Raw genomic sequence first — 21,291 nt, 5'->3', positions numbered from 1 at the left:
TGTCTGACATGACCGAAACCACGGCCGGTTGGCTGACGTCCGACGAGCTCGAATCGGCGCGCGCCCGTATGCCCATCCTGTACGTCGAGGCGGTGCCCGTGCGCGTCGACGACAGCGGCGAAGTCACCAGCATCGGACTGTTGCTGCGCATCGGACCGGACGGCAATGTCAGCCGGACGCTGGTCTCCGGCCGGGTGATGCACCACGAGCGTGTCCGGGACGCCCTCCTGCGCCACCTGGAGAAGGACCTGGGCCCCGTGGCCCTCCCCCGCGTCCCGACCTCCCTCCAGCCCTTCACGGTCGCGGAGTACTTCCCGACGCAGGGCGTCTCGCCGTACCACGACCCCCGTCAGCACGCGGTGTCCCTCGCCTACATCGTGCCGGTGACCGGCGACTGCCGGCCCCGGCAGGACGCCCTCGACCTGGTCTGGTTCAGCCCGCAGGAGGCGCTGTCGCCGGGCGTGCAGAGCGAGATGCCGGGCGGTCACGGCTTCCTGCTGCGGCAGGCGCTGGCCCACGTCGGCCTGGCGTCCTGACCTGTGCCGGTGATACGGGCCGGGCAGCGGCCGTGCACCCTCGTGGTGTGCCGCGGCTGCTGCTGCGGCGACCCCCGCAAGTACCCGGACTCCGACCACGCCTGGCAGCTGGACCGGCTGCGCGCCGGCGCGGCCGCCTCCGGCGGGCGGTTCGCCGTCCGTACGACGGACTGTCTGGGCCCGTGCGACCAGGCCAACGTCGTCGTCGTGCAGCCCTCCACCGCCGGACGGCTGGCCGGCGGCCGTGCCGTCTGGGTCGGCTTCGCGATGGGCGACGACTGCACGGACGACCTGATCGCCTGGGCCGACGCCGGCGGCCCCGGCCTCGCCGAGCCCCCGATCACCCTGGAGCTCCAGTTCGTCCGCCCGCCGCGCGAGGCGCGGTCCCGGGCGCGCCGCTGAACCCGTGTCTCACCCGGGCGTGGGAGACACGAACCGCACCCCCGTCAGGTCCTCCGACACCTCCCACAGGCGGCGGCCGGTGCCGGCGTCCTCAGCCGCCGGGGACAGCCGCACCCGTGTCGGCGCTCCGCGCAGCTCCCCCGGGCCGTCCGGCCCGATGAAGTCGCCGCCCGCCACGTCCGGGGACGTGGCCGCGTAGAGCTGCGGCAACGCACCCCGGTCCGGGGACTGCGCGAGCAGCGGGCCGCCGATGCGACCGAAGAGCACGCTCCACAGGGCGACCGGCCCGTCGAACTGGAGGTTCGTGGCGCTGTAGCCGGGGTGCGCGAGCAGGCTGCGCACCGGGCTGCCGGCCTCGGTGAGCCGACGGTCCAGCTCCCGGCCGAAGACGGCGTTGGCCAGCTTCGACTGGTTGTAGAAGCCCATCGGTGAGTAGCGGCGCTCTCCGGTGAGGTCGTCGAAGTTCAGGCGCCCCTGCCGGTGGTTGATCGAGCTCACCGTGACCACCCGGGGATCACGCCCGGCGGCCAGCGGTTCCATGAGCAGGCCGGTGAGGGCGAAGTGCCCGAGGTGGTTGGCGGCGAACTGCACCTCGTGGCCCTGCGCGCTGAGCGTGCGCGGCGGTGCCATCACTCCGGCGTTGTTGACGAGCACGTCCAGGCGCTCGTGGTCGGCGCGCAGCCCGTCGGCGAAGGCGCGGACGGAGTCCAGGTCGGCCAGGTCGATCCGGCGCACGTCGAGGTGGGCGTCCGGCTGCTCGGCGGTGATCCGGGCGGCCGCCCGCCGCCCCTTGTCCTCGTCGCGCACGGCGAGGATCACGTGCCCGCCCCTGCGGGCGAGGGCCCGGGTGGTCGCCAGGCCCAGGCCGCTGTTGGCCCCGGTGACGACGAACACCCGATCGCTCTGGTCCGGAATGTGGTCGGCACTCCACCGCTGTCGTTCGGTCATACGCCACACAGTGCCCTCGATGGCATTAAGTGTCAAGATGGCACCTGGCGCCACCGATGGCACCGCGCTACGATGAGACGGTGAACCCCCGACCCCACACCACCCTCGCCCAGCGCAAACGCCAACTCGTCTCGGACGAGCTGACCGAGGCCGCCCTGCAACTGCTCGCGCTGAAGGGGTTCGATGGGGTCACCGTCGACGAGATCGTGGCGGCGGCCGGGGTGTCCAAGCGGACCTTCTTCCGGTACTTCGCCTCGAAGGAGGACGTGGTCGTCCAGTTCCTGGCCGGGATGGGCGCCGACATGCGCGCCGAGCTGGCGGCGCGTCCCGCGGCGGAACGCCCGTCCGTGGCGCTGCGGCACACCGTCCAGGTGCCCGTCGCCGCCTGCGCCGACCACTCCGACCACGCCGAGAGGGCCCTGCGGGTGGTCCGGCTGATCCTGCGCACGCCCGCCCTGCACGCCCGTTTCCTGGAGCGGCAGGCGCAGTGGCGGGACGACCTGTCGGCGGAACTGGCCGACCGGCTCGGGCTCGATCCCGACGCCGACCTCTACCCGCGGCTGGCCGCCGGGATGGCGCTCACCGCGTTCGACACCGTCCTGCACCGGTGGAGCGGCAGCGAGGGCGCCGAGGATCCCGTCGCCCTGACCGACCGGGCCTTCACGGTCATCGCTCCGGCGCTGGACGAGGTCCCCCCGCCCGGCCGGGCGCGCTGAGCACATCGGCGCGCCCGGCCGGGCGGGGGCGGGATCGGCCGGCTCAGGGTCGGCCGGCGGTCTCCGGATGGGTGAGGTTCACGCCGGTCCTCGGGTCGAACACGTGCGCCTTGGTCATGTCGACCTGCAGCTGCACCTGGTGTCCCTCGCGGGCGCGGGTCGCGGCGTCAAGGCGGGCCACGATCTGCTGGCCGCCCCCCTCCCCGGCGCCGGTGTCCCGCGCGCCCGAGTCGGTGGCGAGTTCCTCCAGTTCGGCTGTCTTCACGGGGCCGCCCTCGGCGGCGAAGTAGACGTACACGTCGGAGCCCAGCGACTCCAGCACGTCCACGGTGGCGGTGAAGACGGGTCCGCCGATGCCCCGCTCGCGGGACAGGGCCGCGTCCTCGAAGGCCTCGGGACGGAGTCCGATGATGACCTCGCGGGGCGCGTTCTGCCGGTCCAGCTCCTGGCGCATGCGGTTGTCGAGGGGCATCTCGCCCAAGGGGGAACGCAGGGCGCCGTGCTCCAGGGTCGCGTTCAGGAAGTTCATCGCGGGGGAGCCGATGAAGCCCGCGACGAAGAGGTTGCGTGGGAGGTCGTACAGCTGCGCGGGGGTGCCGATCTGCTGGACCAGTCCCTGCCGCATGACCACGACACGGTCGCCGAGGGTCATCGCCTCGGTCTGGTCGTGGGTGACGTACACCGTGGTGGTGCCCAGGCGCCGTTGCAGTCGCGAGATCTGGGTGCGCATCTGCACGCGGAGTTTGGCGTCCAGGTTGGACAGCGGTTCGTCCATCAGGAACGCCTTGGGGTCACGGACGATCGCGCGTCCCATGGCCACCCGCTGGCGCTGCCCGCCGGAGAGGTTGGCGGGTTTGCGGTCGAGGAACTCGCTCAGGTCGAGAACGCGCGCGGCCTCCTCCACCTTGGTGTTGATGGTGTCCTTGTCCACCCTGGCCAGGCGCAGCGGGAACCCCATGTTCTCCCGGACGCTCATGTGCGGGTACAGGGCGTAGCTCTGGAACACCATGGCGACGTCGCGCTCCTTGGGCGCGAGGTCGTTGACGACCCGCTCCCCGATGCGCAGCGTGCCGTCGGTGATGTCCTCGAGCCCGGCGATCATGTTCAGGGTGGTGGACTTGCCGCATCCTGACGGCCCGACGAGGATCACGAACTCGCCGTCGGCGATGTCGAGGTCCACGTCCTTGACGGCGAGGGATCCGTCGGGGAAACGCTTGGTGACTCCCTCAAGGACGATCTCGGCCATGGGTGGTGCCTCCTTGCCTATGCCTCGCGGGTCATCCCTTGACGGCCCCGGAAGTCAGTCCGGCGACGATCCGCCGCTGGAAGAACAGAACGAACAGGATGATCGGGATGGTGATCACCACGGCGGCGGCGGCGATCGACCCGGTCGGCTGCTGGAACTGCGAACTGCCCGTGAAGAACGCGATCGCGGCCGGTACCGTCCGCGCGGCCTCCGTGGAGGTCAGCGAGATCGCGAACAGGAAGTCGTTCCAGCAGAAGATGAAGACGAGGATGGCCGTGGTGAACACGCCGGGCGCGGCGAGCGGCACGATGACCATCCGGAACGCCTGCGCGGGCGTGGCCCCGTCCACCTTGGCGGCCTTCTCCAGGTCCCAGGGGATCTCCCGGAAGAACGCCGACAGGGTGTAGATCGCCAGCGGCAGCGAGAAGGTCATGTACGGGATGATCAACCCGATCCAGGTGTCGAAGATCCCGATGTTGCGCTCGATGTTGAACAGCGGCGACACGAGGGAGATCGGCGGGAACATGGCGATCAGCAGCGACATGCCGATGAGCACCTGCTTGCCCGGGAACCGCAGCCGGGCCACCGCGTAGGCGGCCATGGTGCCGAGCACCACCGCGATGACCGTGGCGATCACGGCGATGCCGATCGAGTTGATCAGCGCCCTGGTGAATTCGGAGGTCGCGAAGATGCCCCGGTAGTTCTCCCAGGTCCAGTCCCGCGGGATGTAGTCGCCGTCGGTGAGGGTGCTGGGGTCCTTGAACGACAGGGCGGCGATCCACCACACCGGGAACAGGGCGTAGAGCACCACCACGATGTTGATGACGGCCCATCGGGTCGCGTGCGTCTTTCCTACTGCGGCCATCAGCGCTTCACCTCCGCGCCCGGTGCTGCGGCGCCGAACAGCTTGACGAACGTGAAGGCGATGATGCCGACACAGATGAAGATCAGGACCGAGATCGCCGACCCGATGCCCAGGTTCAGCGCGGTGAACAGGTTGTCGTACCCGAGGATCGACACGGAGCCGGTGTCCTGGGCGCCCGCGGTCAGGATGTAGATGTTGTCGAAGATCCGGAACGCGTCCAGGGTGCGGAAGAGCAGCGCGACCAGGATCGCAGGCTTCATCAGCGGCACCATGACCTTGGTGAAGCGCTGCCAGGAGCTGGCGCCGTCCACCATGGCCGCCCTCAGGGTCTCCTCGGGGACCAGGGCCAGGCCCGCGAGCAGCAGCAGGGCCATGAACGGCGTCGTCTTCCACACCTCGGCGAGGATGATCAGCCACAGGGCGGACCACTGCTCGGTCAGCGGCGCCTCGCCCGAGGGCAGCAGCGCGGCGAGGTAGCCGAGATCCGGGGTCCAGGCGTACTGCCAGGAGAAGGCGGCGACCACGGTGACGATGCCGTAGGGGATGAGGACGGACGTACGGACGACGCCGCGCGTGAAGATCGTGCGGTGCATGACCAGGGCGAGGCACATGCCGAGGACCAGTTCGATGGCCACGGACACGGCGGTGATGAACAGCGTCACCCAGAACGCCTGCCACCAGAACGAGGAGGTCAGCACGGCCCCGTAGTTACTCAGGCCCACCCACTTCGCCTGCCCCGGAAACCGCAGGTCGTACCGCTGGAGGGACAGGTAGACGGCGTATCCGATGGGATAGGCGGTCACGGCGAGCATGACGATCACGGCGGGTGCGCACAGCAGCCAGCCGAGCCGTCGCTCCTGCCGGGCGCCCGCCGAGATCGCCGCCTGGTCCTGCTTCGGCTGCTCCGCCTCCGGGGGCTGCGGGGCTCCGGCCGGTTCGGCTTGCATGCTCACGGGATCACACCCTCGGATCGCAGGGCATCGTCGATCTGGCCCCTGATGGTCTCGATCGAGCTCACCGGATCGATCTCCGACGGCGGGGACAGCGTGTGGGAGACCGCGATCGAGATGTTCTGGTAGGCCGGAGTGATCGGCCGCACGCTCGCCGCCTGCAAGGAGGTCAGCACCTCCCGGGAGAACGGGTACGCCTTCATGAACGCCGGCTCGTCGTACAGGGCGCGCAGGGTGGGCGGCAGTCCGCCCTCGAGCGCGGCCGTGAGCTGGTTCTCCCGGTTGCGCAGGCACAGGGCCGCCTCGAAGGCGAGGTCGGGGTGGCGGGAGTAGGCGCTCACGGCCAGGTCGATGCCGCCGATGGTGGGCCGGGCCGGTCGGGCCGCGTCGACCCGGGGGTAGAGGGCCCAGCCGAAGTTCTTGAACAGGGCCGGGTTGTTCGCCTTCATCGACGGATAGACGAACGGGTAGTTGAGCTCGAACGCCGCCGTTCCCGACTCCATGGCGAGGCGGTTCTGGTCCTCCATCTGGTTGGACAGGGAGGGGTCCGCGCCCGGGGACGTCGCCAGCCGGCGCATGATCTCGGCGGCCCTGACGGCCGGCGGGCCGAGGGAGGGCGCGGTCGCGCTCGGGTTGAGGATGGAGCCGCCCGCGCTGTTGATCAGCGTGTTGAACCAGACGGTCAGGCCCTCGTACTGGGCGCCCTGGATCTCCACGAAGTGCGGCTTGCCCTGCTGGGCGAGGACGCGGGCCATGGCGATCATCTCGGCCCAGGTCTTGGGCGGAGTGGGGACCAGGTCCTTGCGGTACCACAGGAGCTGGGTGTTCGTGTTGTACGGGACCGCGTACAGCCTGCCCTTCCAGGTCGAGGTCTGCAGCGGTACCCGCAGGGTGCCGAGGACGGCCCGCGCCTTCGCGGCCCCGGTCCACTCGCGGATCCAGCGCGCCTCGGCGAACTCCGCCGCCCAGGTGACGTCCAGGCCCAGGATGTCGAGCGAGTCGTCCTTGGCGGCGAGCCTGCGGACCATCTGCTGGCGCTGGCCGTCGGCGGCACGCGGAAGCTTGTTGTAGCTGATCCGGTAACGGCCGCCCGACGCCTTGCTGCACCGGTCGGCGGCCTTCTGGAGCGCGCCGGAGTCATCGGGGAAGTTGTACCAGTTGAGGGTGGGCCGTCCGCCGCCCTCGTCGCTGCCGCACGCGGCGAGCATCGACGCGAGCAACGGCAGTACGACGAGCACCCGCAGCCCACGCCTTCTGCGGGGACGTGCCTTCTTCCCCACGTTCGGCCGACAGCCGCACCTCACGTGCACGCGCTCCACACCTCGCTTCCGGGACGGTGGCGCGGGGACGGGCCCCGCGAGGGTTCTCTCCCGCGAACGCTAGACGTCACATAACGGCAGACAAAGCACATATGACACCGAATAACCCGTACCGGCCAGTGGAGCCCTCGACCGTTCGGCTGGCCGGACATTGTTCGAGACCTCTTGACCTGGTGGTGTGTCACGTCTGACACTCGCGCAACGCGACGTCACACAGACGAAACCGGAGGGGCGCGCAGGGGGCGTCAGGTCCCGCCGCGCCCTCCTGTCGTTCCTTCAAGCCATGTCTCGACGAGGAGACTGTCCATGCTGCACACCCCCCGGCCCCGCGGCCGCGCGAGACGTAGGGCGGGCCGGCTCGCCGGACTGACCTCGGCCGCGCTGCTCCTGGGGCTCGCCGGACCGCTCGCCCCCGCCCGGGCGGCGGACATCACCGACGGTCTGGCCCTCTGGTACAAGCTCGACGCCGCCTCGGGCACCGTCGCGACGGACGCCTCCGGCAACGGCCGGGACGGCACCGTGAACGGCGCCGCCGGCTGGTCCGGCACCGGCGAGGGGCTCGCTTTCAACGGCTCGGACACCTACATCAAGGTGCCGAACAACATCATGAGCGGCATGGACTCGATCACCGTCTCGATGGACGTGAAGATCGACTCCACGCAGGCGACGCCGTACTTCCTCTACGGCTTCGGCAACACCAGCGGCACCGCGGGCAACGGCTACCTCTTCACCACCGGCGACGGCTTCCGGACCTCCATAGCCACCGGCAACTGGTCCACGGAACAGACGACCAGGCCCGGCGACTCGCACGCCCTGACCCGTGCCGTCTGGAAGACGGTCACCTACACCCAGACCGGCACCACCGGTGTGCTGTACGAGGACGGCGTCGAGGTGGGCCGCAACACGGCGGTCACCATCACGCCCGGCGCGATCGGCTCAGGCACCACCACGGCCGACTACGTCGGCAAGTCGGTGTATCCCGGCGACAGGCTCTTCAAGGGCCGGATCCGCGACTTCCGGGTCTACAACCGCGCGCTGGCCGGTACGGAGGTCGAGCAGCTCTCCCTCCCCGTGGCCACCCAGGGCGTCGCCGACGACAAGGCGGCCCTCACGCTCGGCGACACCGGCGCCGTCGTCTCCGACCTGACCCTGCCGACCGTCGGCACGGCCGGCGGCTCGAAGATCACTTGGGCCAGCGACAACACCTCCGTCGTGTCCGCCGCGGGCAAGGTCACGCGACCGCCCTCCGGTGAGCCGGACGGACACGCCACGCTCACGGCGACCCTGACGAAGGGCACCGTGACCGCCACCAAGAGCTTCGACGTCACGGTCCCCGCCGCCTTCGACGACGCCACGGCCACACAGCAGGCCGCCGAGGCGCTGACCGTGCACAACCTCGACGACGTCCGCGGCAACCTGACGCTGCCCGCGACCGGCGCCTACGACACCAAGGTCGCCTGGGCCTCCGCGAACCCGGACGTCGTCTCCGCCGGCGGAGTGGTCCACCGGCCCGCGCACGGTTCCGGCGACACCACCGTCGAACTGACGGCCACGGTCAGCAAGGGCGACGCGAAGGCGACCCGCGCCTTCACCGCCAAGGTGCCCGAACTCCCGGTCAAGGAAGCCCTCAAGGGCTACATGTTCAGCTACTTCACCGGCGAGGGCACCGCGGACGGCGAGCAACTGTACGCCGCCCTCAGCAAGGGCAACGACCCGCTGCACTGGCGGGAGTTGAACGACGGCAAGCCCGTCCTGACGTCCACGCTGGGCGAGAAGGGCCTGCGCGACCCGTTCATCATCCGCTCCCCCGAGGGCGACAAGTTCTACCAGATCGCCACCGACCTCAGGATCTACGGCAACGGCAACTGGGACGCCTCCCAGCGCACCGGCAGCAAGTCCATCATGGTGTGGGAGTCCACCGACCTCGTGCACTGGACCGACCAGCGCCTGGTGAAGGTCTCCCCCGACTCGGCCGGCAACACCTGGGCGCCGGAGGCGTTCTACGACGAGCAGCGCGGCGAGTACGTGGTCTTCTGGGCGTCGAAGCTGTACGACAACCCCGAGCACTCCGGCGACACGTACAACCGCATGATGTACGCCACCACGCGCGACTTCTACACCTTCAGCGAGCCCAAGGTGTGGATCGACCGCGGTTACTCGGTCATCGACTCCACGATGATCAAGCACGGCGGCGAGTACTACCGCTTCTCCAAGGACGAGCGGAACAACACCTCCTCCACCCCCGACAGCAAGTTCATCTTCGAGGAGAAGAGCGACTCGATCCTGAACCCGTCGTACACCCCGGTCGTCGCGGGCATCGGCAAGGGGACGATGAGCGCCGCCGAGGGACCGCTCGTCTTCAAGTCCAACACCGAGGAGAAGTGGTACCTGTTCGCCGACGAGTTCGGCGGCCGCGGCTACATCCCGTTCGAGTCGACCGACCTCGACTCCGGCCAGTGGACCCCGTCCACCGGCTACGACCTGCCCGCCAAGCCCCGCCACGGCACGGTGCTGCCGGTGACGCAGGCCGAGTACGACCGGCTGCTGCGCGCCTACCAGCCCGACCAGATGGTGGAGAGCGCCGAGGACATATCGGTGAAGACGCGTGTCGGTGAGGCACCGGTGCTGCCCGCCACCGTGATCGCGAAGTACGCCGACGGCGTCGAGCGTCCCGTCTCCGTCACGTGGGACGACGTCCCGGCGTCGGCGTACGCGCAGGCAGGCACGTTCACCGTGCAGGGCAGCCTGCCGGACGGCTCCGCGCTCAAGGCGAAGGCCGAGGTCACCGTCTCCGAGGAGGGCTCCGACGTACCGGCCGACCTCGTCCTGGACTACAAGTTCGACGAGTCCGGCGGCAACATCGTCCGCGACTCCAGCGGCCACGGCTACCACGGCACCTACGTCCGCACACCCGACTTCGGAACGGGCGTACAGGGCGGCTCCTTCAAGATGTCGGGCGGTAACAGCTCCTCCACCACCTCCCCGTACGTCCGCATCCCGAACGGCGTCCTGAAGGGCGCCGAGAGCGTCACCGTCTCCACGTACGTCAAGTGGAAGGGCGGGGACAACTTCCAGTGGCTCTTCGGCCTGGGTCCCGACAACAACAAGTACCTCTTCGCCACCCCCTCCAACGGCGGCGGCAAGCTGTTCTCGGCGATCACCAGGGCCACCTGGTCGGGTGAGAAGCAGATGACAGCGGGCTCCCCGCTCACCGCGGGCAAGTGGCAGCACGTGACCGTCACCGTGGACGGCCCGTCCGAGACGGCGGTCCTCTACGTGGACGGCGTCGAGGCCGCCCGCGCCACCGGCGTCACCGTCAAGCCGAGCGAGCTCTACGACGCCTCGAAGGGCTACTCCGGCTACATCGGCAAGTCCCTCTACTCCCCCGACCCGTACTTCGGCGGCGAGGTCGACGACTTCCGCATCTACAACCGGGCCCTCACACCCGCCGAGGTCCTCGAACTCAGCGGCAACACCACGGGCATCGCCGCGGCGACCCACCCGGCGCTGAAGGTCGACGCCATCGTCGACGACGCGCACAGCAGCATCACGCTGCCGCTGACCGAGGGCAGTGATGTCAGCGCCCTGGCACCGCAGTTCAGCCTCGCCCACGGCGCGTCCATCAGCCCGGCCTCCGGCACCCTGCGCGACTTCACCAAGCCGCAGACCTACGAGGTCACCGGCTCGGACGGCGCGAAGCGCACCTGGACGGTCTCGGCGCTGATCATGAAGAGCCCGGTCCTGCCGGGGCTCAACGCCGACCCGAACATCGTCCGCTTCGGTGACGCCTTCTACATCTACCCGACCACCGACGGCTTCGAGGGCTGGAGCGGCACGCAGTTCAAGGCGTACTCCTCCACCGACCTGGTCCACTGGAAGGACCACGGCGTGATCCTCGACCTGGGCCCCGACGTGTCCTGGGCGGACAGCAGGGCGTGGGCGCCGACGATCGCCGAGAAGGACGGCAAGTACTACTTCTACTTCTGCGCCGACGCCAACATCGGTGTCGCGGTCTCCGACTCGCCGACCGGGCCGTTCAAGGACGCCCTGGGCAAGCCGCTGCTGAAGGCCGGCCAGTACACCGGCCAGATGATCGACCCCGCCGTCTTCACCGACGACGACGGCCAGTCGTACCTCTACTGGGGCAACGGCCGGGCGTACGTCGTGCCGCTGAACGACGACATGGTGTCCTTCGATGCCGCCAAGGTCACCAACATCACCCCGAGCGGCTACAACGAGGGCTCCTTCGTCATCAAGCGCAAGGGCACCTACTACCTCATGTGGTCGGAGAACGACACCCGGGACGAGAACTACCGGGTCGCCTACGCCACCGGCCCCTCCCCGACCGGCCCCTGGACCAAGCAGGGCGTGATCCTCGAGAAGGACCTCTCCCTCGGCATCAAGGGCCCCGGCCACCACTCGGTGGTGCACGTCCCGAACACCGACGACTGGTACATCGCCTACCACCGCTTCGCCATCCCGGGCGGTGACGGCACCCACCGCGAAACCACCATCGACAAGCTGGAGTTCGACTCCGACGGCCTGATCAAGAAGGTCGTCCCGACCCTGACGAGCATCGACCCCGTCACCATCGTCCACGCGGGTCCGGACGCGAGCGGCACCGAGGGCAGCGCGATCTCCCTCACCGGCACCATCTCCGGGGCCAGCGGCCCCAAGTGGACGGTCCAGGACGGGGCGCCCTGCACCTTCTCCGACCCGGGGGCCATCCTCACCGCGCTCACCTGCGCGGACGACGGCACCTACAAGGTCACGCTGACCGGCGGCCGCAGCAGCGACTCGCTCACCGTCACGGTCGCCAACGCGGCCCCGGTGATCACGGCGGCGGCGGGACCGGGGCCGGTGGCGGCCGGCAAGGCGGCGGTGGTCACCGCGGACTTCACCGACCTCGGCACGGCCGACACCCAGACCTGCCGGGTCGACTGGAAGGACGGCACCGCGCCCACCACCGGCACGGTCACGGCCTCCCGCTGCCAGGCCACCCACACCTACACCGGGGCCGGAATCCACCGGCCGGAGATCACCGTCACCGACGACGACGGGGGCGCGGACAGCACCGAGCTGCCCGAGCTGATCGTCTACGACCGCGCGGCCGGTCCGATCGCGGGCGTCGGCATCATCTCCTCCCCGGCGGGCGCCTACCCGGCGAAGCCCACCCTGACCGCTCCGGCCGGCTTCTCCTTCGGGGTGGCGTACAAGAAGGGCGCGACCGTTCCCAGCGGCAACGCGACCTTCGACTTCGTCGCGGCGAAGCTGTCGTTCCGAGCCACGTCGTCCGACTGGCTCGTGGTCACCGACGCCGAGGCCCAGTACCAGGGCTCCGGCACCCTCAACGGCACCACCGGCTACGCCTTCCGCCTCATGGTCACCGACTCCCCGGACACCTTCCGCATCAAGATCTGGAAGAAGTCCACCGGCGCCGTCGTCTACGACAACCGCACCGGCAGCAAGGCCTACGGCATCATCTTCGGCTGACGCCAGGCTTTCACCCACCGAGCGGCGCCCGGGGCTCTACGGCCCCGGGCGCCGTTTCGTGTCTGAAGGCCGCCTCAGCGGGCCGGGCCCGCGGCTACGAAGGCAACCGGGAGACGCAGGCCGGCCCGTCGGGTTCGGCCACCTCTGGGACGGGCCTGCGCCACCTGCTGGGCTCAGCCCTCCACACACCGAACGACGTCCCGTGCGAGGGCCCTCCGAGAACTCGGGCTCCCTCGAACAGACGGCCCAAGCCGCCGAGCCCAGGCTCGTACGCCACCCGGGCCGGGCCCCTGCCACAGACCGGCCGGACGTCGGCGCCGAACGGCCCCTGCGCGGCTCTCAGCGCGCCCACGCAGCCGGCCACGGCCGAGGGGGCTGTACCGGCCCCGCCCAGCCGGGCGGGACCGGCCGAGGCCGACCTCCCACCCCCCTGCCCTTCCCCCCACGCCCCCGGCACCAACGCCGAAGCGGCCCGCCGCACGGTACGCGTGGTGCGTAGCTCGTGCGGCGGGCCGCTGAGGCTTGACGGGGCCTGGGGGTGTCCCCAGCGACGGCTCAGGTCTTCTTGCGGGCCGTCATCGCGCGCTGGATCAGGATGAAGGCGCACAGCAGCACACCCGTGGCGATCTTCGTCCACCAGGAGCTGAGCGTGCCCTCGAACTGGATGATGCTCTTGATCAGGCCCAGGACGAGGACGCCGAACAGGGTGCCCACGACGTAGCCGGAGCCGCCCGTCAGCAGCGTGCCGCCGATGACGACCGCGGCGATCGCGTCGAGCTCCATGCCGGTGGCGTGCAGCGGGTCACCGGACTGGATGTACAGGGTGAACAGCAGACCGGCCAGAGCCGAGCAGAAGCCGCTCACGGTGTACACGGCGATCTTCGTGCCGCCCTGCGGGAGGCCCATCAGCATGGCCGACTGCTCGTTGCCGCCGATGGCGTACACCCGGCGTCCGAAGCGCGTGTAGTGCAGCACGTAGAACGCCGCCGCGAGGACGACCAGGGCGATCACGGCCCCGAGCGACAGGAAGCCCGCCCCGAGCTGCACCTGGGTCTGGGCGAGGCTGCTCACGGAGGAGTCGCCGATGGAGATCGACTCCTTGCTGATGACCAGGCACAGGCCCCGGAAGAGGAAGAGACCGGCGAGGGTGACGATGAAGGGCTGGATCTCGAAGTTGTGGATCACGTAGCCCATCAGGAAGCCACCGAACGCCCCCACGCCCAGCGCGATGGGCACGACCACGAAGAGCGGCAGCCCCTGACGCTCCACCAGCCATGCCGTCAGCATGGTGGTGAAGCCGATCACCGAGCCCACGGACAGGTCGATGCCGCCGGACAGGATGACGAAGGTGGCACCGACGGCGGCGACCAGCAGATAGCCGTTGTCGATGAACAGGTTCATGAAGACCTGCGGTTCGGCGAACCCGTAGTTCTGGTACCGGCTCAGCCCGACCCCGTACATCACGAGGAAGAGCAGGGCCGTCACCAGGACGGGCAGGCGCCGGTCGCCGAGCAGACGCGTGACCTTGGACGTGGTGCTGCTGTCCGGGGCCGTGGGGGTCCGGGTGGTCGTGGTCATCACGACACCTCCATCTGGGGAGCGGCCTCGGTCTTCGCGACGCTTGCCGACGGTGCCTCGGCCGGCGTACCGCCGTCCTTGGCACCGGACTTGGGGCCGAACTTCGTACCGAACTTCGCGCCGAAGACCTTGGCGCGGAACTTCGGGGACTGCAGCAGGCAGACGACGATGACGACGGCGGCCTTGAAGACCAGGTTGGTCTGGGTCGGCACGCCGATGGTGTAGATCGTGGTCGTCAGGGTCTGGATGACGAGGGCGCCGACCACCGTGCCGCCGATGGAGAACCGGCCGCCGAGGAGCGAGGTGCCGCCGATGACCACGGCGAGGATCGCGTCGAGCTCGATCCACAGACCGGCGTTGTTGCCGTCCGCGGCCGAGGTGTTGGAGCTGATCATCAGACCCGCGATGCCCGCGCACAGCGCGCAGAACACGTACACCATGATCTTGATGCGCCGGGACCTGATGCCCACCAGGCGGCTGGCCTCGGCGTTGCCGCCGACGGACTCGACGAGCAGACCGAGGGCCGTCCTGCGGGTCAGCGCCACGGTGACGGCGACGACCACGGCCACCACGAAGATGGAGAAGGGCAGCGTCAGCCAGTAGCCGCCGCCGATCAGCTTGTACGGCTCGCTGTTGATGGTGATGATCTGGCCGTCGGTGATCAGCTGGGCGACACCGCGTCCGGCGACCATGATGATCAGCGTGGCGATGATCGGCTGGATGCCCATCCTGGCGACGAGGAAGCCGTTCCAGAGGCCGCAGACGACCGCGGCCAGCAGTCCGAGGCCCATGGCGAGCAGCACCCCGGCGAGGGCGCTCTGGTCGGACTGGTCGCTGATGTAGGAGCAGGCGAGGGCGCCGGTGATGGCGACCACGGCGCCGACGGAGAGGTCGATGCCGCCGGTGGCGATGACCAGGGTCATGCCGACCGCCACCAGGATCAGGGGCGAGCCGAACAGCACGATCGAGACGAGGCTGCCGTAGAGGTGGCCGCCGGTCATCTTGATCGCGAAGAAGTCTGGTGTGAAGGGAACGTTGACGAGCAGCAGGAGGACCAGCACCGCCACCGGCCAGAACAGGTGATGGTGTGTCAGCGCTCGCCATCGGGACGGTGTGCTCACTCGTGCTCTCCGCTCGCGATGGTCTCCAGGATCCGGCTCGGGGTGATCTCGGGCCCGTTGGCGATCTGCGCCACCAGCCGGCGGTCGCGCAGCACTCCGATGGTGTGACTGAGCCGGAGTACCTCCTCCAGCTCGGCCGCGATGTACAGGACGGACATGCCGTCCTCGGAGAGGGAGACCACCAGCTTCTGGATCTCCGCCTTGGCGCCCACGTCGATACCGCGCGTCGGCTCGTCGAGGATGAGGAGCTTCGGCTGGGTGATCAGCCAGCGGGCGAGCAGCACCTTCTGCTGGTTGCCGCCGCTCAGTTGACCGACACGGGCCTCGGGGTTGGCGGGGCGGATGTCCAGCGCCTTGATGTACTTGGCGACGAGTTCGTCGCGCTGGGCGGCCGGGATGGGCCGGGTCCAGCCGCGGGCCGCCTGGAGGGCGAGGATGATGTTCTCACGCACCGTCAGGTCCGGCACGAGGCCCTCGGTCTTGCGGTTCTCCGAGCAGAACGCCACGCCGGCGCCGATGGCGTCGTTCGGGGCGCTCATCGAGACCTGCTTGCCGCCGATGCTCACCTTGCCGCTGTCGGGCTGATCGGCTCCGAAGAGCAGCCGGGCGAGTTCGGTGCGCCCGGATCCCAACAGGCCTGCCAGGCCGACGACTTCGCCCTTCTTGATGTCCAGGTCGAAGGGGTCGATGGCGCCGGCCCTGCCGAGGCCCTCGGCGTGCAGCAGCGACTCGCCGACGTCGGCGCGCAGTTGGTGGTCGTGGAGCTCCTCCAGCTGGTCGAGCTCCTTGCCGATCATCAGCTGGACCAGGCCGACCTGGTCGAGGTCGGCGACCATGTGCTCACCGACGAGCGTGCCGTTGCGCAGCACGGTCATCCGGTCGCAGACCTCGTAGATCTGGTCGAGGAAGTGCGAGACGAACAGGATCGCCACGCCCTCGTCCTTCAACTGCCGCATGAGGCGGAACAGTTCCTTGACCTCGTCGCGGTCGAGGCTGGACGTCGGCTCGTCCAGGACCAGCACCTTGGTGCCGGATCCGCCGCCGACCTTGTCGCCCGTGCTCACCGACCGCACGATGGCGACCAGTTGCTGGACGGCCAGCGGGTACGAGGACAGCGGGGCGGTCACGTCGATGTCGAGGCCGAGCCGGTCGACCAGTTCCGCCGCCTCCTTGCGCAGGCGCTTCCACTGGATGCGGCCCGCGCGGGTGGGTTCACGTCCGATGAAGATGTTCTCCGCCACCGACAGGTTGGGGCAGAGGTTGACCTCCTGGTAGACCGTGCTGATGCCGGCCTGCTGCGCCTGCAGCGGGCTGCCGAACAGCACGGACTCGCCGTCGAGGGTGATGGTGCCGCCGTCGAGGGAGTAGACGCCCGTCAGCACCTTGATGAGGGTGGACTTCCCCGCACCGTTCTCGCCCATCAGGGCGTGGATTTCGCCGGGGAAGAGCCGGAAGTCGACGCCCGACAGAGCCCGTACCCCCGCAAACTCTTTGACTATGCCCGTCATCTCCAGGACGGGCCGCGGCTCTGCCATGGCAGCGCTCCTCATGAAATGGGTTCAGGCCCGCGGGGAGCCCCTTGGACCGGGTGAGTTCCCGGTCGGCCGGAGGCTCCCTGCCGGTGGTTGCCGTCGGTCAGTACTTGCGGGTGGGAAGGGCGGCCTTGGCCTGGTCCTGCATGAAGTCGCCCTCCTTGGTCTTGATCCAGCGCTCGACCGACTCGCCGTCCTTGACCTTCTTCACGACCTCCATCAGCTGGGGGCCGAGCAGCGGGTTGCACTCGACGATGGCGTTGATCTTGCCCTCGGACATCGCGACGAAGCCGTCCTTCACACCGTCGATCGAGACGATGAGGATGTCCTTGCCGGGCTTCTTGCCGGCCGCCTCGATGGACTGGATGGCGCCGATGGCCATGTCGTCGTTGTGCGCGAAGAGGACGTTGACGTCCGGGTTGGACTGCAGGAAGGCCGCCATGACCTGCTTGCCGCCGGCGCGGGTGAAGTCACCGGTCTGGCTGACGACGATCTTCCAGTCGTCCTTGTGCTCGGCCTCCATGACCTCCTTGAAGCCCTTGGCGCGCTCGATCGCCGGGGCGGCGCCGGTGGTGCCCTCCAGCTGCGCGATCTTCACGGCGCCCTTGTGGCCGGCCTTCTCCAGGACCTTCTCGAGGATCTTGGCGGCGCGCCGGCCCTCGTCCGTGAAGTCGGAACCCACCAGGGTCACGTAGAGGGAGTCGTCGGAGGTCTCGACGGAGCGGTCCGTGAGGACGACCGGGATCTTCGCGTTCTTGGCCTCCTTGAGCACCGCGTCCCAGCCGGTGACGACCACCGGGGAGAAGGCGATGACGTCCACCTTCTGCGCGATGTAGCTGCGGATCGCGGAGATCTGGTTCTCCTGCTTCTGCTGGGCGTCGGAGAACTTGAGGTTGTAGCCGGCCTCCTTCGCCGCGTCCTTCACGGACTGGGTGTTGGCGCTGCGCCAGCCGCTCTCCGAGCCGACCTGGGAGAAGCCGAGGGTGATGGTCTTGCTGCCGCCCCCGGAAGAGCCGGTGGAACCCTTGTCCTCCTTGGCGCAGGCGGCGAGTCCGCCCGCAGCCGCAACGCCGACCGCCGCAGTGAGGAAGTTCCGTCTGTTGAGCATGTTTCTTCTCCTTTGAAGAGCCGGGCCCGGGGTGGACCAGGTACTCGGGGGACCGGCCGCACTGCGTCCAGCCTGTCGATCATTGTTCGAGATATCGACCGCACGGGTGAGTAGGCCCGCCGGCCGGTATCACGTCAGGTGGGGGGCGCCCCCGATTTCGGGGCTCGTTGTGCCGTCTGCGGGAAGGTGCTGGCGCGGACGACGAGTTGGGGTTCGATGGCGATGCGGGGGGTTGTGGAGATCTCCCCGCCCTCGATGAGATCCAGGAGCAGGGCGATGCTGTGCTTGCCCACGGCCGAGAAGTCCTGGCGGACCGTGGTGAGCGGAGGTGCGAAGAACTCCGACTCCGGGATGTCGTCGAAGCCGACCACCGCCACGTCCTCCGGAGTCCGTACCCCCGCCTCCCGCAGCGCCCTCAACACCCCCAGTGCCATTTGGTCGTTGGCGACGAAGACCGCGGTGAGTCCCCGTCCTACCCAGCCCGCCAGTTCCTGGCCGGCACGATAGCCCGACAGCGGGCTCCAGTCTCCCCTCAGCAGCAACGGCGGTTCGATGCCGTCCGCTTCGAGGGTCGCCCGCCAGCCGGCCGCCCGGTCGGCGGCCTCCTGCCAGTCCTCGGGTCCGGCGAGATGCCAGACCGTGCGGTGCCCGGCCGCCAGCAGGTGTGCGGTGGCCAGTCGTGCGCCGAGGTGTTGGTCCACCGTGACGCACGGGGTGTCCACGCCGAGCCCGCTCCCCACGGTCACCACCGGGAACGGATGGCGCAGTCCGGCGAGGGCTTCGACCGCCGACCGCTGGGGGGCGATGGCGACGACTCCCTCCACCCCGCCGTCACCGAGGTGGTCCAGCGCCTCGGCGAGGGTGTCGACGGTCAGCTTGCGCAGGCTGACCGTGGAGACCAGGTACCCCTCGGCCCGAGCCGCCTCCTCCAGCGCGAAGAGGGTGCTGGCCGGGCCGTAGAGGGTGGTGTCGGAGGCGACGACACCCAGGGTGCGGGTGCGTCGGGTGGCCAGGGCCCGGGCGGAGGAGTTGCGACGATAGCCCATCTCCTCGATGGCCCGCAGCACTTTCACCCTGGTCTCGTCCCGGACGTTGGGGTGGTCGCCCAGCACCCGGGACACGGTCTGGTGGGACACGCCCGCCAGTCGCGCGACGTCGGCCATGGTGGGCCGCCGAAGCCGCGCCGGTACCACGGCAGCACCTCCTCGGCGGCCGTCTGCGGTTAAGGCCGAGTCGGCCGGGGAGGGGAACGGGGGCCTTACGGTCACGACGATCACACCTCCTCGAATGTCGTCGGCTGCCGACTGATGAATGCGGACGTCATTGTGAGCGCTAACAATTCATGGCGGTCAAGAGTGTTGCAGCGGGAAGTCGTCACGGTTGAATAACGCGACACGGAAGCGGGGTTGGTGACACGGACTCACTCCGGGATCGCCGGTCTCCCGAGGCAAAGCCCCCGGCCAAAAGGGGTTGACGCGCCTGGGGTGCGACTCTATCTTCGGCAACGAAACTTCGAACCGTGTACGAAATACCGGATGTTGACGTTGTTCACGGATGTCAGGGAGGAACATCCGCGACCGACACAGCCAGTGCGACAATGTCATGAGCACGACCACCCTGCCCCCACAAGGAGGTCGATCATGTACGTCCGTACGCTGACCGGCGGCCTGGCCGCTGCCTTGGTGATGTCCTTGCCCTTGACGGCCGGCCCGGCCGTGGCCGCTCCCCCCGACGCGGCGGAAGCCCCCCTGGCCGCCCGAGTCCTGACCTACGACGCCGGTGGCTCCGCGGAGTTCAGGAGCGCGGTCGACCGGGGCGCGGCGATCTGGAACGAGAGTGTCGACACCGTCGAGCTGCGGCCGGCCGCCGCCGGGCAACGCGCGAACATCCGGGTCCTCGCGGACAACGGCTGGCCGCGTGCCCTGCCCACCACCCTGGGCAACGGAACCGTCTACATCGGGCGCCAGGCCGTCGACCAGGGCTACGACACGATCCGTATCTCCGCCCACGAACTCGGGCACATCCTGGGCCTGCCCGATCGCAAGCCCGGCCCGTGCTCGAGCCTGATGTCCGGTTCCAGCGCGGGCACCGCGTGCACCAACCCCTATCCGAACGCGGCCGAAAAGGCGGAGGTCGAGGACAACTTCGACGCGGGGCTCGTCGGGCGGTCCCCGACGGCGCGTACAGAGGTGATCGTGGACTGAGGCGGTCCGTACGAGGCGTGAGCAAGGCGGGTCCGGTATCCCGGCAACGCTGTGGTGCCGGGCCCGCGCACCCCTATGGTTCAGCCATGCCTCGCGCGCATCGCCCCACCCCGCCCGGCAAGGTGCTCGTCGTCGGCATGGACGGGCTGCGCTACGACCGGCTGGTCCGCTCGCCGTCCGTCGGTCCCGTCCTGCACGGCCTCATGGCCTCGGGCGCCACGGCACCAGTCTGTTGCCCTACGGCGAGACGGACGGGCAGGCCGACCACGGGCCGACGACCAGCATGGCCTACACCGGCTCCGGGCCCGGCTGGTCGAGCGTGCTCACGGGGGTCTGGCCGGACCGGCACGGCGTGACCGGCAACGACTTCGCCGGGGCCGACTACCTCCGCCACCCCGACTTCCTCACCCGCGCGGCCACCGTCCGGCCCGGTCTGCGCACCGCGGCCGCGGTGTCCTGGGCGGAACCGGTACGCCGCGGCACGCTGGGCTCCGCCATCGGCCATCTCGTGCACCACGACGGCGACCGCGACGGCTACGGCCCCTCGGACGCGCTGGTCGCCGACCATGTAGCGCGCCGGCTCACCCCCGAGGACGACCCGGACGCCGTGTTCGTGTACTTCGGCGCCACCGACGAGGCCGGTCACGACACGGGGCCCCTCGGTCCGGCGTACGACCGAGCGCTGCGGGACCTAGGGCCTGTCGTTTGGATCAGGCCGGCCGTAAGGCTCGGTGCCTTGCAGCCGACCCGAGCGGGGTCTGGTGCGTGCAGCTGCAAGGCGGAGGAGGGCGTCAACGCGATGGGGGTCCCTCCCGCGCGAGCGAAGCCGAGCGTGGGGGAGTTGGCAACCGACGACAACGCGGCAGATGTGCGTGACATCGCCCCTGAATGGCATCTGCAAGGCCGCGTACTGCCGAGGGAGTCCACCGCGCCGCGCCACTGAACGACCCACACGAAAAGGGCCCCCACGGGCTCTCGCCCGCGAAGACCCTTCGCACGGTCGGGACGACAGGATTTGAACCTGCGACCCCTTGACCCCCAGTCAAGTGCGCTACCAAGCTGCGCCACGTCCCGTTGCCCGTTTGACCTGGGGTTTCCCCTGGCCGAGCGCGCATGGAAACAATACCGCACTCGGCTCGGTGATCGCGCACCGGTTTAGAGCTCCGAACAGAAGTGGAGCCCGATCAGCTCGCGGCGTCTGGTGCGTGCGATCGCAAGGCGCCGGAAGCTCCTCGTAGCGGAGCTACTAGGGGCTTTCGGCAACGCGGCGAGC

General features: G+C 69.5%; 16 protein-coding genes and 1 tRNA gene. 6 read left to right on the top strand and 11 right to left on the bottom strand.

The window, feature by feature from the left end; translation table 11 throughout:
- Positions 1 to 8: 8 nt before the first annotated feature.
- Positions 9 to 536, top strand: coding sequence for an NUDIX hydrolase family protein (locus ACGFNV_RS03065; protein WP_393619991.1), 528 nt, complete (start codon positions 9 to 11; stop codon positions 534 to 536).
- Positions 537 to 539: 3 nt separating this feature from the next.
- Entirely contained in the window at positions 540 to 938 is a 399-nt protein-coding gene (locus ACGFNV_RS03060) for a (2Fe-2S) ferredoxin domain-containing protein (protein WP_393618903.1), read from the top strand.
- Positions 939 to 947: 9 nt separating this feature from the next.
- Here ACGFNV_RS03060 and ACGFNV_RS03055 read toward each other — a convergent pair whose 3' ends face one another.
- On the bottom strand, positions 948 to 1,886 hold the full coding sequence (locus tag ACGFNV_RS03055; RefSeq protein ID WP_393618901.1) for an oxidoreductase: 939 nt from the start codon (positions 1,884 to 1,886) through the stop codon (positions 948 to 950).
- Positions 1,887 to 1,942: 56 nt separating this feature from the next.
- Here ACGFNV_RS03055 and ACGFNV_RS03050 point away from each other — a divergent pair, with 56 nt between their 5' ends.
- Positions 1,943 to 2,602 carry a TetR family transcriptional regulator gene (locus tag ACGFNV_RS03050; protein WP_393618900.1) on the top strand — a complete coding sequence of 220 codons (660 nt, stop codon included), beginning with the start codon at positions 1,943 to 1,945 and terminating at the stop codon, positions 2,600 to 2,602.
- Between the two features lie 43 nt (positions 2,603 to 2,645).
- Here the strand turns inward: ACGFNV_RS03050 and ACGFNV_RS03045 are convergent, their stop codons facing one another.
- The 4 genes from ACGFNV_RS03045 to ACGFNV_RS03030 are packed head-to-tail and all read right to left on the bottom strand — an operon-like array spanning position 2,646 to position 6,901.
- Positions 2,646 to 3,848, bottom strand: a complete 1,203-nt coding sequence (locus ACGFNV_RS03045) for an ABC transporter ATP-binding protein (RefSeq protein WP_393618899.1) — start codon at positions 3,846 to 3,848, stop codon at positions 2,646 to 2,648.
- Positions 3,849 to 3,879: 31 nt separating this feature from the next.
- On the bottom strand, positions 3,880 to 4,713 hold the full coding sequence (locus tag ACGFNV_RS03040; RefSeq protein WP_393618897.1) for a carbohydrate ABC transporter permease: 834 nt from the start codon (positions 4,711 to 4,713) through the stop codon (positions 3,880 to 3,882).
- Positions 4,713 to 5,666, bottom strand: a complete 954-nt coding sequence (locus ACGFNV_RS03035; protein ID WP_393618895.1) for a carbohydrate ABC transporter permease — start codon at positions 5,664 to 5,666, stop codon at positions 4,713 to 4,715. The genes ACGFNV_RS03040 and ACGFNV_RS03035 overlap by 1 nt, the downstream gene beginning before the upstream one ends.
- Entirely contained in the window at positions 5,663 to 6,901 is a 1,239-nt protein-coding gene (locus ACGFNV_RS03030; protein ID WP_393618893.1) for an ABC transporter substrate-binding protein, read from the bottom strand. Before ACGFNV_RS03030 ends, ACGFNV_RS03035 begins: the two co-directional genes overlap by 4 nt.
- A 387-nt stretch (positions 6,902 to 7,288) precedes the next feature.
- Between ACGFNV_RS03030 and ACGFNV_RS03025 the strand changes: the two genes are divergently transcribed.
- A complete protein-coding gene (locus ACGFNV_RS03025) occupies positions 7,289 to 12,475 on the top strand; it encodes a family 43 glycosylhydrolase (RefSeq protein WP_393618891.1) in 5,187 nt (1,728 codons plus the stop codon).
- 555 nt (positions 12,476 to 13,030) lie between these two features.
- On the opposite strand, the gene yjfF is transcribed toward ACGFNV_RS03025, so the two are convergent.
- The 5 genes from yjfF to ACGFNV_RS03000 form a co-directional block, all read right to left on the bottom strand.
- Positions 13,031 to 14,053: a galactofuranose ABC transporter, permease protein YjfF gene (gene yjfF, locus ACGFNV_RS03020; protein WP_393618889.1), complete on the bottom strand. Its 1,023-nt coding sequence runs from the start codon at positions 14,051 to 14,053 to the stop codon at positions 13,031 to 13,033.
- A complete protein-coding gene (locus ACGFNV_RS03015; RefSeq protein WP_393618887.1) occupies positions 14,053 to 15,174 on the bottom strand; it encodes an ABC transporter permease in 1,122 nt (373 codons plus the stop codon). The genes yjfF and ACGFNV_RS03015 overlap by 1 nt, the downstream gene beginning before the upstream one ends.
- On the bottom strand, positions 15,171 to 16,709 hold the full coding sequence (locus ACGFNV_RS03010; protein ID WP_393618886.1) for a sugar ABC transporter ATP-binding protein: 1,539 nt from the start codon (positions 16,707 to 16,709) through the stop codon (positions 15,171 to 15,173). Before ACGFNV_RS03010 ends, ACGFNV_RS03015 begins: the two co-directional genes overlap by 4 nt.
- A gap of 100 nt (positions 16,710 to 16,809) precedes the next feature.
- Entirely contained in the window at positions 16,810 to 17,814 is a 1,005-nt protein-coding gene (locus tag ACGFNV_RS03005) for an ABC transporter substrate-binding protein (protein WP_393618884.1), read from the bottom strand.
- A gap of 134 nt (positions 17,815 to 17,948) precedes the next feature.
- A complete protein-coding gene (locus ACGFNV_RS03000; RefSeq protein ID WP_393618882.1) occupies positions 17,949 to 18,977 on the bottom strand; it encodes a LacI family DNA-binding transcriptional regulator in 1,029 nt (342 codons plus the stop codon).
- A gap of 477 nt (positions 18,978 to 19,454) precedes the next feature.
- Between ACGFNV_RS03000 and ACGFNV_RS02995 the strand changes: the two genes are divergently transcribed.
- Positions 19,455 to 20,018, top strand: coding sequence for a snapalysin family zinc-dependent metalloprotease (locus ACGFNV_RS02995; protein WP_393618880.1), 564 nt, complete (start codon positions 19,455 to 19,457; stop codon positions 20,016 to 20,018).
- Between the two features lie 232 nt (positions 20,019 to 20,250).
- Positions 20,251 to 20,961, top strand: coding sequence for an alkaline phosphatase family protein (locus ACGFNV_RS02990; RefSeq protein ID WP_393618878.1), 711 nt, complete (start codon positions 20,251 to 20,253; stop codon positions 20,959 to 20,961).
- 57 nt (positions 20,962 to 21,018) lie between these two features.
- On the opposite strand, the gene ACGFNV_RS02985 is transcribed toward ACGFNV_RS02990, so the two are convergent.
- A tRNA-Pro gene (locus ACGFNV_RS02985) sits at positions 21,019 to 21,092 on the bottom strand.
- Positions 21,093 to 21,291 lie beyond the last annotated feature (199 nt).

This window comes from Streptomyces sp. NPDC048751 (assembly GCF_043198595.1).
Classification (GTDB): Bacteria; Actinomycetota; Actinomycetes; order Streptomycetales; family Streptomycetaceae; genus Streptomyces.
Note: the sequence above shows the minus strand (reverse complement) of the source record. Positions and strands in the feature narration are given on the sequence as shown.

Excerpts from the sequence above, each read along its gene's own strand:
- ACGFNV_RS03010 (WP_393618886.1), bottom strand. The coding sequence starts at position 16,709 with ATGGCAGAGCCGCGGCCCGTCCTGGAGATGACGGGCATAGTCAAAGAG.
- ACGFNV_RS03040 (WP_393618897.1), bottom strand. The coding sequence starts at position 4,713 with ATGGCCGCAGTAGGAAAGACGCACGCGACCCGATGGGCCGTCATCAAC.
- ACGFNV_RS03025 (WP_393618891.1), top strand. The coding sequence starts at position 7,289 with ATGCTGCACACCCCCCGGCCCCGCGGCCGCGCGAGACGTAGGGCGGGC.
- yjfF (WP_393618889.1), bottom strand. The coding sequence starts at position 14,053 with ATGACCACGACCACCCGGACCCCCACGGCCCCGGACAGCAGCACCACG.
- ACGFNV_RS03045 (WP_393618899.1), bottom strand. The coding sequence starts at position 3,848 with ATGGCCGAGATCGTCCTTGAGGGAGTCACCAAGCGTTTCCCCGACGGA.
- ACGFNV_RS03055 (WP_393618901.1), bottom strand. The coding sequence starts at position 1,886 with ATGACCGAACGACAGCGGTGGAGTGCCGACCACATTCCGGACCAGAGC.
- ACGFNV_RS03065 (WP_393619991.1), top strand. The coding sequence starts at position 9 with ATGACCGAAACCACGGCCGGTTGGCTGACGTCCGACGAGCTCGAATCG.
- ACGFNV_RS03050 (WP_393618900.1), top strand. The coding sequence starts at position 1,943 with ATGGCACCGCGCTACGATGAGACGGTGAACCCCCGACCCCACACCACC.
- ACGFNV_RS03000 (WP_393618882.1), bottom strand. The coding sequence starts at position 18,977 with ATGGCCGACGTCGCGCGACTGGCGGGCGTGTCCCACCAGACCGTGTCC.
- ACGFNV_RS02995 (WP_393618880.1), top strand. The coding sequence starts at position 19,455 with ATGTACGTCCGTACGCTGACCGGCGGCCTGGCCGCTGCCTTGGTGATG.
- ACGFNV_RS03005 (WP_393618884.1), bottom strand. The coding sequence starts at position 17,814 with ATGCTCAACAGACGGAACTTCCTCACTGCGGCGGTCGGCGTTGCGGCT.